This window comes from Gemmata palustris (assembly GCF_017939745.1).
In the GTDB taxonomy this organism is placed as follows: domain Bacteria; phylum Planctomycetota; class Planctomycetia; order Gemmatales; family Gemmataceae; genus Gemmata; species Gemmata palustris.
This window is the reverse complement of the sequence record NZ_JAGKQQ010000001.1, coordinates 7650503-7665247: the sequence shown is the minus strand read 5'-3', so window position 1 is coordinate 7665247 and position 14745 is coordinate 7650503. Positions and strand designations below refer to the sequence as shown.

Below are 14745 nucleotides of genomic sequence, written 5' to 3'. Positions count from 1 at the left end.
TCATCTCCACAACATCTTGAATGCTCTCATGGCCCGCCCAGACCGCCATCTCCACGGCCAGTTGCGGCGGGTGCTTCCTTTGGCGATCAAGCCCTTCGGCTCGCGGGGAAGTTTGAGCGCCACTGCGACCTCGGCCGCCGCACGATCCGCACGCGCCAGCTCGCTCTTCTTGGCTTCCCCGTCCGCGAACCGCTCGGCGGTCTCGATCACCTGTCGGCTCCGTTCGTCACTCAACCTGGACCAGATCAGGCGACAACAGGCGCAGCCGAACAAGCGAAACTTCCGATGCGGTAACCCGGTTCGCCGTGCCGATCGGCGCACGTGCGTACAGATTTGACAGGTCCGCCGTTAGCCATTCCGCTTCGGTCATGAGTTACCTTCTGAAACGGCACGTACCACTGCCCGAACGTTAATACCGCACCCGCGAGTCCGACGAAATTTCGTACATCCACATCGAAACTTCGTGAGTTACGATTTTCGTCTCGCTTGTTTTCGGCTAGATCATTGACCTAAATTATTTCCTATTCATGCCTTGTGACACTGGAACAGTTACGGCACTGAGTGTGCTTTTCTTCCCTTATCGGTCGCTTCCACACGCGCATATCCGAGCCGCGAGTTTCGACTGAGAGGGCCTCTTCAATGGCTGCGTCCGTTCGTTGCCCCTGTCACGGGAACCCGGAGTGCGAGCTCTGCCACGGGACGAAGTTCTACGAGTACCAGCCCGGCCCCCGCGGATGGATACCGTTCCGCTGCCCGACGTGTCAGGGGCGCGTGCTGAGTCACGTTTCGGGCGCGGAAAAGCCCTGTTTCACTTGTATGGGAGCGGGGGTGTTGACCCCGGGAACCCGCCGATTGCCCCGGGTTGGTGGGGGCGTTACGGGTCGGCTGGAAAACCTTTTTCGGCGGCGGGTAATCTTCTCACGTCACCGTCTGGAGCGATCCGAGTTCAGGTGCCCGATATCGAACGCCGGTCTCACCGACGTGCCGGAGTGTCCTAAAAGACCTCTGGGCACGTGTGCCCACAGGCGAACGTGCCTAAATCGGAGACGCCCCATGCTCATCGCGCTGGCTTCGCCCCGAGTCGCATCCTCTCTTGAAGAGGGCTTGGACAAGGTCAAGCGGGCGATGTCCGAAGCCGCGGGGCGAGGGGCGGAAGTCGTGTGCTTCCCGGAGGCTTACCTCCCGGGCCTGCGGGGACTGGACTTTGAAGTCCCGCCCTTCGATCGGGCGCAAGAAGAGCGTGCTCCGTGCCGTCGCGGAGTGGGCACGGGCGTACAAGGTGGCCACGATCCTCGGCACGGAGTGGCACACCAGCGCGGGCCGACACATTGCGGCCGTCGTCATCGGCGCGAGCGGCGATGTCCAGGGCGTTCAGACCAAGAACCAACTCGACCCGACCGAAGATCCGCTGTACGCACCCGGGCACACCCGGCAACTCTTTGAAGTCAACGGCCTCAAGTTCGGGGTGGCGATTTGCCACGAGGGATTCCGGTACCCCGAAACAGTGAGATGGGCCGCGGTGCGTGGCGCCAAAATCGTCTTCCACCCGCACTGCACCGGGAGCGACAAAGCGGGGCCGCAACTGACGCAGTGGGGCGCGGCCGACGCGCCCTACTACGAAAAAGCGATGATGATGCGCAGCCGGGAGAACACGATCTACTTCGCCAGCGTCAACTACGCCTTCCGCTACCAGGAATCGGCCACCAGTCTGATCGCCCCGTCGGGCGAGTGCCAGCGCACCTCCCTTACGGAGAGGAAGGTGTCCTGGTGCAGGACATCGACTTGGGAGCCGCGACCGGGCTGCTCGCGTCACGGTACGCGCCGGAGCGGTACCGAGAATCCACCGTTGAATGAGAGCATCAACCAGCACACGGTGCGGCTCTACTGACTGGTTATAAACGACCGCAGGTCACGCGAACACGCGACGAGCCGCCCACTGAGGCGGCCCGTGCTCGTTTACCAGTGATCGGAGGCGCCGACTTGCACCGGGCGCCCGAAGCGGTCATGCTGGAAGCGATTCCAGAGGGTAGCCGATGACCGAAGCGGAATGGCTGACGTGTCACAACACTACGGAGGCACTAATTTTCTCCGTAGAAGACTCGATCCCAGAACTGTGCGTTACCCGTTCGGCCGTTTCTGGGATCATCAACTGCGGCGCAGGTTACTTTTGTTTGCCGGTCAATTCGCGGCCTTCGGTGGCATGCGAAGAGACGAACGGCCCGATGATTCGGAATGGCAGGCCGGGTGGCTCTACATCCAAGATAGCATCGACTTGTGGTCCGAAGATCGGCTCCGGTCCGGCGAACTCTGCGGTGAGGCGTATTACTTCTTCGAGGCGTTTGCGCGGTGGATCTACCGCCCTCTTCCGGAGATCTGGCGGTCACCGTGGACCATTGCCGCGCGGGGCTGCAACTTGGTGGGGCCGTAGCCGGCAAATTTGAGCGGATGTCTTCGTGTAACGGTGTTTTGGCGTGCGCGCTGCTCCGCGACATTTTCGGTAACCCGTTCCGTCCTGTTTCCTTCTCCACCGCTTGGCGAACTAGTCTCACGGTCTCGCACGCACGTCGCATTTACGAAGCCTACGACTTCGGGTTGATGCCGATCCTGGCGGACGCACTTCAAGACGCCGGGTGCGACAACACCGACGTCCTCGATCATTGTCGCAGCGAAGGGCCACACGTGCGCGGGTGCTGGGTCGTTGATCTCGTGCTCGGCAAGGAATAGAGCGGGGCGCAAAACCACGATTTTCGCGCGACGCGCCGGCGCGGGCGGGGACTATACGGTCGGAGGGAGCGGATGAGCGCGCGCGACCGGCGGAGATCTTGCGGCAACTAGAGTACACCGGCACACCCGACGCGGACCTGCTCGCGCGCTTCGTCGCGACCAAGGATACCGCCGCGTTCGAGGAACTGGTGCGCCGACACGGATCGCTCGTGCTGGGCGTGTGTAAGCGGGTGACCGGGCACCCCAGGACGCGGAAGATGCGTTCCAGGCCACGTTCCTCGTGCTCGCGCAGCAGGCCGCGTCGGTACGGAACGGGGAGCGGCTCTGGAACTGGCTGTACGGGGTCGCGTTCCGGGTGTCGTGGCGCGCCCGGCGTGCCGCGCGTCGGAGGCGGGCGCGAGGTTCCGGTGGCACTGCTACCCGAACCGCGTGCCCGAACCTTCACCGATACAAACGGAACTGGCGCCGATTCTGGACGAAGAACTCGCCGCGCTACCGAGCCACTACCGCGAGGCCATCGTCCTGTGTGATCTCCGGGCGCGTCGCGACAGGAAGCGGCCGCGGCGCTGGGCGTGCCCGAAGGGACGCTGTCGAGCCGGCTCGCGAACGGGCGCAAAAAGCTCGCCGCGCGCCTCACCAAGCGGCATCGCACTCGCGGTCGCAACGCTCTCCGGAGCATTCACGGAAGCGCGCGTGCCGGCACGGGCGCGCCGACCGAGCTGGTCACGAAAACGTGCGGATGGGTGACCAAATACACAACGGGCGGCGCCATTCCCGGCCCGCTTGCCAAACTCATCGAAGGGAGATTAACCGTGCGCAAGACGCTCGTGTTCGGACTGGTAGTGCTCGCCGCGATTGCCGGGACGGTGTTCGCCGAACGCCCCAATAGCGCACCTCCGTCTGAATCACCGAAACCACAGCCGGTCGCGGAGAAGCCGGCGGTCGCGCCGCAACCCGACGCGGGGCGCGGAACGAGCCGGCCAAGCCGAAGAAACTCACAACCGATGACGTGGTCAAATTGTGGAAACCCCAACTGAAGAACGTGACTGATTACCACCAGATGGGCGGGGAACCAAAACAGTCTAACGTTGCCGCGTACTCGTTCCGGGCGGAGGGATTACGTTCGAGGAAACGTGGAAGCACTACGCCAAATTGTGCGGGGTGGCGCACGAGTACAAGGAACGGGAATCCTGATCAGTGCCAGCACCGGTCCGAACGGCCCCTATGTAGTGTCGGAGCGGATGTCCGACGACGGGAAGCAGCGCACAGTGTCCGTGTTCATGCTTAAAACGGACACTTATACTGTTACTGTGACGTTTCAACCGGCTTCGGACGGCAAGTCGATTATCGGCAGCCTGAGTGTCGTGCTCCCGTAACTGATCCAACGAGCGGGCAGAAGTGTCGGGCGCGGGATCGGTGGAAGTATCAAAGGGTCGAGGCGAGCAGAGGGTCCGGTTATCGACGCGACGCGAGGTCCGCTCCTCATCGATAACCGGCCACACGTCTGGAATCATTGACGCCAACACGTACTCCAATTTCGCGAGCGCTGATACGCACAAAGTGCCGACTCGCTACAAAGCGGAAGCACACTGCGGCGGTGTGCCCACCGCCGTTTACTTGCAGTTCTTCTGCACGAACGCACGGAACGACTTGTTCAGTGGGTCCGTGTCGTTCACGAACTGTATGATGATCGTGTAGTGGTTGCGTTCCTTGCACTTGATGAGTTCGGTCGGGCTCTCCGCCTTCTTCAGTGCCGCGTGCATGTCCTCGGCCATCTTGTCAAGTCGCGGAAAGTCGTTGTCCGCGTAGGCAATGAAGAACGGCGGGTGCTTGCCGGCCGCGTGCGCCAGCGGGGACGCGAGCTTGCACACCTTCTCGTCCTTGCCGAACGGCACATCGAACACCTTTTCGCCCGCAACAATCTGGTAGACGCCGCTCAGAGCCGCGACGCCCCTCACCTCGCCCGGCGCGTGTTTCTCCGCTTTCAGGTACTGCGGGTCAGTCACGAGGAGCGACACGAGGTGCCCACCCGCGGAGTGCCCGCACAGGAAGAGTTGATCCTTCTTGCCGCCGTACTTGGCAATGTTCTCCGCGGTCCACGCGAACGCCTTCGCCACGTCTTCAATGTGGCCCGGGTGCTGCACTTGGGGCGACAGGCGGTAGTTGCAGATCACGCACCCGATGCCGTCGTTCGCGAGCGACTGACCGAGCGAGGCGTAGATGTTCTTGTTACCGCTCTTCCAACTCCCGCCGTGGACGAACAGCACGGTCGGGAAGTCCTTTTGCCCTTCGGAACGTACACATCAAGGACGTGTCGTTCTTTGTTCGCGTCTTTATCCGTGCGGTACGCGATGTCGGCGTGCTTCTCGAACGCCGCCGCCTTGTCGTCGGCCGGCACTGATGCCCAGCGCCGCCAGCACCCACAGTACGTTCATCGCGCTCGCCTCGTCCTCGAGTAAGGAAGCCAACTGGTGATAATTGTAGCGCACAATGCCCCTCGAAGTGATTAAGAATCACACCGAGGTTAGATTCGTTGGGCACCGGGTGGGATTCAGCCGCCGAACACGCGGGCGTAAACCTCCTCGTTGAACCCGACCACAAGTGTCCGACCGATTCGGGCCGTCGGCGCCCGCAGGTTGCCCGTCGGTCCCATCAATCGGGCGAGCAGCATCGCGTCGTCGGGGCGATCGTTCTTCAGGTCGAACGTTTCGACCTTCTGGCCCTTCATGGCAATGAGCGTGTCGACCCCGTCGAGTAGCGCGAGTGCCTCGTCCGCATCGAAGCGGGTTTTGGTCGCGTTCACGGTTTCCTTCACTTCCACGCCGATGGCGTCGCGTGACGCTTCCGCCCGCTTACAGGTGATGCACGATTTTCGGTGATACAGCCAGTCGATTTGCTTGGACATGGTCGCGAGCCTCCGGGGAAATCGGAAAGCCCGCGAACAACGTCCGCGGGCTTTCACGTAACCGATTCGCCGGTCTACTTCTTAACCTAGTTCGCGGAACGCTCACGGCACCGCCAGGCCAACCCGCAATTGCACCTGGGCGGAACCACGATTGACGGGGTTGATCCAGTCCGCCCAGGTGCAATTGCGGGTTGGCCTGAAAGCGGTGCTGGAACAGCGTTCCCCGAGACGCATGGGGTGGTAAGCACTCGGACGACGCAACATCGTCCTGCTGCAAAGCAGCGAGCTAAACCGGCCGAAATCGGTTGAAAGCGTTGTAGTCGGGCGGAGCGCGGGGGCAAGGAAGCCCCCCCCTAAAGGGAAGGGGGAGGAAAGACAACCTAACCCCCTTCCCTAAGAAGGAAGGGGGAACAGAACCAAATAGCAAACCAAACTCTAGTTACATCGCTGTTCGCTCACCGACCTCCGGCGCCTGCTCCCCTTTCTTTCTAGGGAAGGGGTTGGGGGTTAGGTTCCCCAATCAGCCCCGCGGCAACTCGAACTCGAACGTGTCCGTATCCACGAACGCTCGCGTCGCCGGATCGTACACCCGACGCTGCCCCTTCAGGTGCCAGCCATCAATGGTGTAGTCGTGGTACCCCCAGCGGCGCGTTTGGGTGGAACTACCCGTGCAGATGGTCGGGAACGGCAGGTTTGGCGCAGTCGGCAGTGTGTACCAGTGGTGCCGGTGCCCGTGCAACCAGAGGCTGATGCCGCACTCGGCCGCAGCGTCGCGGGCCGCACGCCAGTCGTGGAGCCGGTGCCAGCGCGGTTCGACCTGGTGCCCCTCTTTTAAGAGGGGGTAATGACTCACCACGATGCGCGGGCCGGGGGAGAGTGTGGCACACAGCGCGCGAAAGCGGTCGAGCTGCGGAACTCCGACGCGCCCGGTCGCGTCCCAGAAGAGCACGTTCGGCTTCGCGGAGTTGAGCGCGATCAGCCACACGTGCCCGACCTTCTGTGCGAACGGGTACGGGTCCGCACTCACCCGCTGGCCGTGCTGCCACGGCGCAAAGGGCGTTTCAAAGAACCGGTCGCGGACCGATCGGCGGATGTAGAGGTCGTGGTTCCCCGGAACGGCGATTCCCGACGGTAAAGTTGCGTCGCCCACGCCGAGCCGGGTCGCGGCTTCGGTCATTTCCGAGGGGAAGCCGAGTGCGGTCGCGTCGCCGGAGAAGACCAACTGGTCGAAGCCTCGTGAGGCGAACTCGGCGCGCAGCGCGGCCGTTACGTCGTTCGCGTGCGCGAACCGGGCACCGCGCCCGAGCAGTTTCACGTTCACCCAACCCGTCGTGCGCTTGTTGAGCGCGTCGCGGGGCCGCCACCCGAGCGGGCGGGCGGTCAGGTGGATGTCGCTGAAGTGCGCGAGCCGTGTAGCCATAATGCGGAACTTGGGTGCGGTCCCGGGGAGCACGGAATACAACCGACCACTGTAGGGTATCGCGGCGCGCGACCGGCGACAGGTGTCTTCCGTTTCGTGCCCGCACTCCGTGTTCCGCGTTGAGAGCATGATTACTTACAACTTCTCCGGCAAAGTGGTTCTCGTCACCGGGAGTTCGCGCGGGATCGGCGCGGGCGTGCTGACCGCGTTCGCGCGGGCCGGCGCAACGTGCGTGCTGCACTTCTGGGACGATCCCGCGGGCGCGAACCGCGAGGACGCCGAAGCGCTCGCGGCCGAACTTCGCGCGCTGGCGAGCAAGCCGCCGGTGTACGTTTTCGCGGGCGACGTGCGCGACGCGGCCCAAGTCGAAGCACTCATGAAGCAGGTGAAGGACCAGTGCGGCGGACTGGACGTGCTCGTGAACAACGCGGGCATCATCAAGGACCGCACGCTGAAAAAGATGACACTCGACGAGTGGCACGCGGTCATTCAAACGAACCTCGACGGCGTGTTCCACTGCTGCAAGTACGGCGCGGAGGTCATGCGCGACGGCGGGCGCATCGTGAACGTCGCATCGGTGGCCGGGCTGGTCGGGTTCCACGGGCAGACCAACTACGCCGCCGCGAAAGCCGGGGTGATCGGCCTCACGCGCGTGCTGTCGAAGGAACTCGCGCGCCGGCAAATCACCGCGAACGCGGTCGCGCCCGGCGTGATCCAGACGCCGATGCTCGGCGAGATCAAGCCCGAGGTGATGACCGAGTACCTGAAGCAGATCCCCGCGGGGCGGCTGGGTAAACCGGAAGACATCGCCAACGCGGTGCTGTTCCTCGCGACCGAGGAGAGCGGGTACATCACCGGGCAGGTGCTCCCCGTCACCGGCGGGTGGGTGTGAGCGCCGATTTCTAGCCGGGCGCACCGTGGTGAAGTAAGCTGAACCGACTCGACACTCTGGAACCAATCTCCATGAAACGGCATGTAACTCGCGGCCTGGCGGCGCTCGGGCTAGTAACGCTGGTGGCCACGGTGAGCGCGCAGACCGTCCCGGACACGATCGAGGTGCGCAACCGCAAGGACGGCACCACGAAGTCCTACTCGGGGCAGTTGAAGGCCGGTCCCGCGGGGTTCCAGGTGTTCAGCGGCGAGAAACTCGACAAGGCCACCGATGCGTTCGCGCCGGACGACATCGTTAAAGTCGCCATCGGCGATTTGCCGGGCGTGGAGCGGAACGCCTTCAACGCGGCCAAAGCGAAGGAAGACAAGAGGACCGCGAAGGACTACGCGGAGGCCAACGAGGGGTACAAGGCGCTCATCAAGCCGGGAATCGCGGACCGGAGCAAGCGGTACCTGGAGTTCCGAATGGCGAACATTAGCCAAAAGCTCGCGGACGAACTCGAACCGGGGGAACCCTGGAACAAAGCCTCCGACACCGCGATTTCCAACTGGAAAGAGTTCTACGACACCTACAAAACCGCGTTCGGGTGGGAACTGTGGCCCGCGGTCCGGTCCATGACGCGCCTCCAGATCGAGCGCCGAAAGTACGACGACGCGGCCGCCGCGTGGGAGAAGTTGCGGGGCGTGGCGGACCTTCCGCCCGATGCGAAACTCGAAGCCGCCCTCCAGGGGCTCGACTTTCGGATTCGCAGTAAGGGGTACTCCGCGGCCGTGACCGCGGCGGACGAACTGCTCAAGACCGCGGCCGGCGCCAAGAAGGACCGGCTCGTCCTTTACCAACTGGCCGCGAAAGAGGGCGGCAACGGCAAGCACCAAGAGGGCATCGACAAGATCAAGGCCGAGATGGACAAGTCGAAAGACCCGGCCGTTCACGCCACCGGTTTCTCGATGATGGGCGAACTGTACCTCGCCGCCGGCAAACCCCGCGACGCGATGTGGATGTTCCTCTTCGTGGAAACGGTGGTGAACCAGGACAAGGACGAGGTGTTCAAAGCGATCTCGCGCCTCGCCGAGATCTTCGAGGCCCAAATGGACGAGGACCAAACGAAGAAGTACCGCGAGAAGATCAAGCGCTTCCGCGGAACGCTGTAGGAACCAGAAGAGCAGAGAGCAGAGAGCAGAGGACAGAAAACAGAGAGCAGAGGGCAGAGAACGGTGGTGTTGGTTTTTGTAGCCCCGGATGGGGCGACCGATCGTAGCCAGGGGTGGAGCGCAGCGCAACCCCTGGCGAACTTCCGCGAACCCTTGGAATCGTAAACAACATAGGACCGAGCCCCGTAGGGGCGACAGCCTCCGTTTGGGTCTGTCGCCCCTACGGGGCTCGGTCATTTGCGCACGGGCCGTCGGGGATTGCGTATTGTCTACCAGGGGTTGCGCTAGCGCTTCACCCCTGGCTACTCGCCTCCGCCCCTCACGGGGCTACAAAACCAACACACCCCCTCTGTCCTCTGTCCTCTGTCCTCTGCCCTCTGCCCTCTGCCCTCTGCCCTCTGCCCTCTGCCCTCTGCTCTCTGCTCTCTGCTCTCTGCTCTCTGCTCTCTGCTCTCTGCTCTCTGCTCTCTGCCCTCTGCCCTCTGCCCTCTGCCCTAACTCCTTACCCCTTCCGATTCTTCTACCTGTTCGCATTGCCGCGCCCCGTTTCTCCATGTTCCCAAGTCTTTGGATTGTCGCGGTTTGGTTGGCGGGGTAAACTGTGCAAAGATTGCCCGTTGTCGTCGGTGCGAGGCGATTTGCATGTGGGCGTTTTCCCTTCTCGCGGCAGATGATCCGCTGAGCCGACCGGAAATCATTTACGGCGTTGCCGCCCTGGTGGGCGCGATGCTCGTCGGGGCGATTGCCATTTCGCTCACGGACCGGTGGCGCAAGCGGGCCACGGCCCCGGCGCACGACGTCACCGACGTGCTCACCACGTACCGTGATATGTACGAGCACGGCGAAATCACGGAAGCGGAGTACACGGAATTACGGCGTAAGGTGGCCGAAAAGGTGAAGAACGCGCCCGCGCCGGTGGTCCCCCCGCCGCCCGATCCGACCGGGCGCCCCGATCCGGCGAAACTGGTGGTGCCCCCGCTGTTCGCCCCCGAGGTCAAACCCGACCCACCAGCGCCGCCCGATGCACCGCCCGAGTCGCCCCCGGCCCCAGGAAGCCCCTAGCCGGCGCCACGGGCAGAACCCGTACCACTAGCCGGCCAGTCGGCGCGATTGCGCCTGTTCTCCTGTTCTCGCGCGACTCGACTCCTACCCGGCGGTATGATTAGGCTGAAGTCGAGGAGCGGACGGCTTCTCGCGAACGACCGAACCAGTGCGGGGGCCGAACCTCTTCCGCACGCCATGAAACAACAATCCATCCGGCACCACCAGATCGGGGAGCCCAATGCCTTCGGACCGCACCACCGGTGACTCTGGCGGACGCCGCCCACCCGGAACCGCCGGCCGCAATCGCAACGCGTACTGTTCGTTTTGCCGCCGCAGTCATCGCGACGTCGGCCCCCTCGTCGAGGGGCCGGGCGACGTGTACATCTGCGGCGAGTGCATCGAACTGTGCCAGTCGATCATCGACCAGGAGAAGAAGCGCCGCGGCGGGCCGAAGACCGCGACCTCGAACACGCCGGCCCCGCGCAGCATTAAAGAGAAGCTCGACGGCTACGTGATCGGCCAGCAGCGCGCGAAGAAGGTGCTCTCCGTCGCGGTCCACAACCACTACAAGCGCCTCAGCCTCGACGCCGGCAGCCGGCACGAGGTCGAGATCGAGAAGAGCAACATCCTCTTCGTCGGCCCGACCGGGAGCGGCAAAACGCTCCTGGCCCGGACCCTCGCGAAGATCCTCGACGTGCCGTTCGCGATCGGCGACGCGACCACGCTCACCGAGGCCGGGTACGTCGGCGAGGACGTCGAGAACCTGCTCCTCAAGCTGCTCCACGCCGCAGACTTCGACATCGAAGCGGCGCAGCGCGGCATCATCTACATCGACGAAATCGACAAGATCGCGAAGACGAGCCAGAACGTCTCGATCACCCGCGACGTGTCCGGCGAGGGCGTGCAACAGGCCCTCCTGAAGATGCTCGAGGGCACCGTGTCGAACGTTCCGCCGCAGGGCGGGCGCAAGCACCCGGAGCAGCAGTACATTCAGGTCGATACGTCGAACATCCTGTTCATCTGCGGCGGCACGTTCGTCGGCCTAGAGGACATCATTTCGCGGCGCCTGGGCCGCAAGTCGATCGGCTTCGGGGCGGTCGAGAAGGAGCAAAAGGAGAAGTCGCTGGGCGAGCTCCTGAGCCAGGTCACCGCCGACGACCTGATCGAGTTCGGGATGATCCCCGAGTTCGTGGGCCGGTTGCCGGTGCTGGCGCCGCTCGACCCGCTCGACGAAGAAGCGATGCTCCGCATCCTCACCGAACCGAAGAACGCGCTGGTGCGGCAGTACCAGAAGCTCTTCGAGATGGAGGGCGCGGAAGTCGAGTTCGAAATCAACGCACTGAAAGAGATCGCGCGGCTGGCAAAGGCCCGCGACACCGGTGCCCGCGGCCTGCGCGCCATCGTGGAAGACGTGATGCTCGACGTGATGTACGACCTGCCCGAAATGGAACACAAGGGCAAGCACGTGATTACGGCCGAAGTGGTCCGCGGCGAGCGCAAACTGGGCGAGAAGAAGCCCGGCAAGAAGAGCGCGTAAGCATTCGGGGAGGGTGAGCCAGGAGAACGCCCGCGGGTCGGACCCCGCGGGCGTTCTTGTTTTTTGCAGACTTCAAACATCATTCAGGGCAACGTCAATTCTGGAATAGTGCTTTTGTAACATCTTCGCGGTCACGTCTCGAAATCTACCTATCCACTTGTCCACTAGCGTATAATTCTGTTGTGGGAAGTGTCCCAACAGTGCGCTTACTCCTTCGAGGCCCAAGGGGAGCACTGAAGTAAGTGAGCGAAAAGTGAGCCCTGTGCCGGCCCAGAAATGGCAAAATGTTAGCGATTGTTAGCAATTCGCGCGGATCTGCGACGAGGCAACTGCGTCATAAGTATTGCGACAACAATAGCTAACGCATTCCAGTTCAGTGCAGCGGCACCCCGAAGGCCCAGAATGTTAGCAATTGTTAGCCGAGCGGGGACGCCGCAGCGCCGGTGCTGTTCGTGTTGCACGCCGGGGCGATTCTGGGTCTACTCTGCCCACGTGCGGAAGCCCGACTTGAGCGGAGAAATGAGAACATGACCACATCACGGATGATGTTCGGTATCGCGTTGTGTTTCGCGCCCGTGGTCACAATGGGGTGTGGCTCCAAGCCGGAATCGCCGCCGGCGCCAACGAGCATGCTGGAACCCGACCCGAAACCGGGCGATCCGCCGACCGCTCCAGTGGCACAGAACCCAGTGGGCGAAGGGGCAAAAGCCCAGGCACCGAAAATCCCCTGGGAACTGGACGCGGACAAACAGGTCGCCCCCGCAGCGCCCGTTCGCGGGAGCATTGCGGGCGTCGATGTGACGCCGGAGGTCTCGGTCACGAGCGACGAGTTGGTCTTCCGCCTAACGAAGCCCGGTGCGCCGGTGCCGGAGCGCTCGGTATCAATCAAGTTCGCACCGCCGGCCGGTCAGCAAGCGCTGGGCCGCAACTGGAAGGTGAAGGGCGGCGATGAACCGGGACCGAACGTGCCGGAGGTGTGGCTCGAAGTACAGGGTCAGCCGATTCACCTGCACCCGTCCGGCTACGCGATGACGCTCGAACTCGGCGCGCGCAAAGACGGAAAGGTGAACGGCAAGGTCTACATCAGCTTGCCGGACAAGGACCAAACGGTCCTCGCGGGCACATTTGCGGCGGACTACGTCCGCCCGCACACGGAGAAGCCCGGTCCGGACGATGCCCCCTACGTCGCCGGCGAAGTGGCCGTGATCGGGGCGCCGCAGGGTGCCGAGGTGCGCGTCGCGTATGCGGCCTTTTTGCCCGCGGGCACGGTGACGTTCAAGGAACTACAGCTCGCGTTCGATTCACTGCCGATCGAGCAGGCCCGCTGGACCAGCGACAACGAGAAGCCGCGGTCCAGCACGCTGCTCCCGGGTGACGGCAAGGCGCGCCCGTTCCGCTACGAGCACGTGAAGCTGGCGCCCGGTCGCTATCTGCTCTCCGCCGCGATCACGGGCGGGCCGGCGGTGTGGAAATGGGTCGATGTCCCCGCGACCGGCACGCTGGCGGAAAACTTTACGCTCGACGTGTCGAAGACGGGCGGGCTCGAAGTCACGGCCCCGCAAGGTGCCACGGGCAAGGTGTTCATCGCGCCCGCCGACGAACCGGCGCGCCCGCCGCTGGAAGCGAGGCTCTTCGAGGGCATTTCGGTTCAGGTGGTGCGTACCGAAGTCGAGGTGATTGGCGGCAAGGCGATCGTGAAGAACCTCGGCGCGGGCCGGTACGAGGTGCGCCTGGGCGACGAGCGCCGGACCGTGGAAATCATCCCCGGCAAGACCGCCGAGGTGAACATGACTCCGGCGAAGAAGTGAAGAACCTAACCCGGGGTGGCCCCAAATGGGATCACAAAGCACCCGGGGTTGAAACCCCGGGCTATTCCCGGTGACCCCATTCGGGGTCACAAAGGCATTTGACCTCGTTGGGGCGTGAATACCGTTCGTTGTTTTCGGACCCCAAAGGGGTCACCGGGAATAGCCCGGGGTTTCAACCCCGGGTGTGGGCTCCACGTTTGCAATTCGTTGTCAGAAAGCGGCTTCCGATACCACGAGTTTGACGCCGGTTACGAAGTTCTTCACTTTCTCGCGGTACTCGGTCATGTGGGGAGTAACGCCGTGCGCGTAGAGAGCCTCGACGCTCTCCCACTTCTCGACCACCGTCACCACGTTGTCGTGCGGGCCGTCTTGCACCGCGAGCGTCGTGGGTACATCGATCGTGGCCTGGTACTCGATGCACCCGGTTTCCGCACGAACGAGCGGCGTGACCCACTGGAACACTTCCAGGTAGGATTTCCGCACACCGGGTTGAAGCGTGATCGTCGCAATAACGTGAATCATTTGGTTCCTTGATGTCTCGACAAACCGTGAAAGCAACCGAATTTGGTTATAGCGGACCAGCGAGGGGTGTGAGCAGGTCCGCGTCGTCTTCGACCGGATCGTTCACGCGGGTACTGATGGGCCAGCACGTCATTTGGTCGGCCGGATAGGGCGTGAAGAGCGCGAGTAGTTTTTCGGGGTTCGCCTCGTTCGGATCGAGCCACGCGGCGAAGTGCTCTTCACCCACCACGACCGGCATCCGCTCGTCCATCGGCTTCACCAGTGCGTTCGAGGGCATCGTCAGCACCGCGACCGTCTCGACCGGCCCGCCGGGGCTGTCCCACCGGTCCCAAATGCCCGCGCACACGAACACTCCGTTCCCCGATGGGCGGAAGTAGTACGGCTGTTTGCGTCTGAGGCCCGGCTTCCAGCCGTAGAAACCGTTCGCGGGGACCAAACACCGGCGCGCCCGAAACGCGCTGCGAAATGAGGGCTTTTGTGCAACCGTTTCAGACCGGGCGTTCACGAAGCCCTCGTGTGCGGCGTCGGTGTTCCAGTGGGGAACGAGTCCCCACCGCAGGTCCGCCAGTTCGCGTGTACCGTTCGCCATTCGCACAACGGGTACGTCGTGCAACGGCGCCACGTTGTACCGCGCCTTCGACAACGACCGAGCGCTGGCCGCGCTGAGTGGCAGGCCGAATAAAGCGGCGAGTTCCGATTCGGCGGCGGTGATGACGAGTCGTGCGGGCATGGGGCGTCCGGG

14 protein-coding genes and 2 pseudogenes are annotated in these 14745 nt (G+C 63.4%); 9 read left to right on the top strand and 7 right to left on the bottom strand.

Annotated elements, in window-relative coordinates; translation table 11 throughout:
• Window positions 1–210, bottom strand: a complete 210-nt coding sequence (locus J8F10_RS31710) for a hypothetical protein (protein WP_210660664.1) — start codon at window positions 208–210, stop codon at window positions 1–3.
• Between the two features lie 16 nt (window positions 211–226).
• Window positions 227–370 carry a hypothetical protein gene (locus tag J8F10_RS31705; protein WP_210660662.1) on the bottom strand — a complete coding sequence of 48 codons (144 nt, stop codon included), beginning with the start codon at window positions 368–370 and terminating at the stop codon, window positions 227–229.
• Window positions 371–639: 269 nt separating this feature from the next.
• Here J8F10_RS31705 and J8F10_RS40985 point away from each other — a divergent pair.
• From J8F10_RS40985 to J8F10_RS40065, 4 genes and pseudogenes are all read left to right on the top strand, one after another.
• A pseudogene (locus tag J8F10_RS40985) lies at window positions 640–1888 on the top strand (carbon-nitrogen hydrolase family protein).
• Between the two features lie 312 nt (window positions 1889–2200).
• Entirely contained in the window at window positions 2201–2428 is a 228-nt protein-coding gene (locus J8F10_RS31695; RefSeq protein ID WP_210660657.1) for a hypothetical protein, read from the top strand.
• Window positions 2429–2445: 17 nt separating this feature from the next.
• Window positions 2446–2724: a hypothetical protein gene (locus J8F10_RS31690; RefSeq protein WP_210660655.1), complete on the top strand. Its 279-nt coding sequence runs from the start codon at window positions 2446–2448 to the stop codon at window positions 2722–2724.
• A 1241-nt stretch (window positions 2725–3965) separates the two neighbouring features.
• Complete coding sequence (locus J8F10_RS40065; protein ID WP_261363101.1) at window positions 3966–4100, top strand: hypothetical protein; 135 nt, start codon at window positions 3966–3968, stop codon at window positions 4098–4100.
• A gap of 237 nt (window positions 4101–4337) precedes the next feature.
• On the opposite strand, the pseudogene J8F10_RS31685 reads toward J8F10_RS40065, so the two are convergent.
• The 3 genes and pseudogenes from J8F10_RS31685 to J8F10_RS31675 form a co-directional block, all read right to left on the bottom strand.
• Window positions 4338–5003: pseudogene (locus tag J8F10_RS31685) on the bottom strand (alpha/beta hydrolase); the annotation flags it as partial.
• 272 nt (window positions 5004–5275) lie between these two features.
• Entirely contained in the window at window positions 5276–5629 is a 354-nt protein-coding gene (locus tag J8F10_RS31680) for an ArsC family (seleno)protein (RefSeq protein ID WP_210660650.1), read from the bottom strand.
• 520 nt (window positions 5630–6149) lie between these two features.
• Entirely contained in the window at window positions 6150–7178 is a 1029-nt protein-coding gene (locus J8F10_RS31675; protein ID WP_210660648.1) for a metallophosphoesterase family protein, read from the bottom strand.
• Here J8F10_RS31675 and fabG point away from each other — a divergent pair.
• The 5 genes from fabG (at window position 7177) to J8F10_RS31650 (ending at window position 13481) form a co-directional block, all read left to right on the top strand.
• Window positions 7177–7941: a 3-oxoacyl-ACP reductase FabG gene (fabG, locus tag J8F10_RS31670; RefSeq protein ID WP_210660646.1), complete on the top strand. Its 765-nt coding sequence runs from the start codon at window positions 7177–7179 to the stop codon at window positions 7939–7941. The genes J8F10_RS31675 and fabG overlap by 2 nt on opposite strands.
• Before the next feature lie 71 nt (window positions 7942–8012).
• Window positions 8013–9092: a hypothetical protein gene (locus tag J8F10_RS31665; protein WP_210660644.1), complete on the top strand. Its 1080-nt coding sequence runs from the start codon at window positions 8013–8015 to the stop codon at window positions 9090–9092.
• 642 nt (window positions 9093–9734) lie between these two features.
• Complete coding sequence (locus J8F10_RS31660; protein ID WP_210660643.1) at window positions 9735–10154, top strand: hypothetical protein; 420 nt, start codon at window positions 9735–9737, stop codon at window positions 10152–10154.
• Between the two features lie 220 nt (window positions 10155–10374).
• Entirely contained in the window at window positions 10375–11673 is a 1299-nt protein-coding gene (clpX, locus tag J8F10_RS31655) for an ATP-dependent Clp protease ATP-binding subunit ClpX (RefSeq protein WP_210660641.1), read from the top strand.
• 527 nt (window positions 11674–12200) lie between these two features.
• Window positions 12201–13481 (top strand): hypothetical protein, encoded by a 1281-nt coding sequence (locus J8F10_RS31650; protein ID WP_210660639.1) that lies wholly within the window; start codon window positions 12201–12203, stop codon window positions 13479–13481.
• 210 nt (window positions 13482–13691) lie between these two features.
• Here J8F10_RS31650 and J8F10_RS31645 read toward each other — a convergent pair whose 3' ends face one another.
• Window positions 13692–14003, bottom strand: a complete 312-nt coding sequence (locus J8F10_RS31645; RefSeq protein ID WP_210660637.1) for a putative quinol monooxygenase — start codon at window positions 14001–14003, stop codon at window positions 13692–13694.
• Between the two features lie 46 nt (window positions 14004–14049).
• On the bottom strand, window positions 14050–14733 hold the full coding sequence (locus tag J8F10_RS31640) for an SOS response-associated peptidase (RefSeq protein WP_210660635.1): 684 nt from the start codon (window positions 14731–14733) through the stop codon (window positions 14050–14052).
• Window positions 14734–14745: the final 12 nt, after the last annotated feature.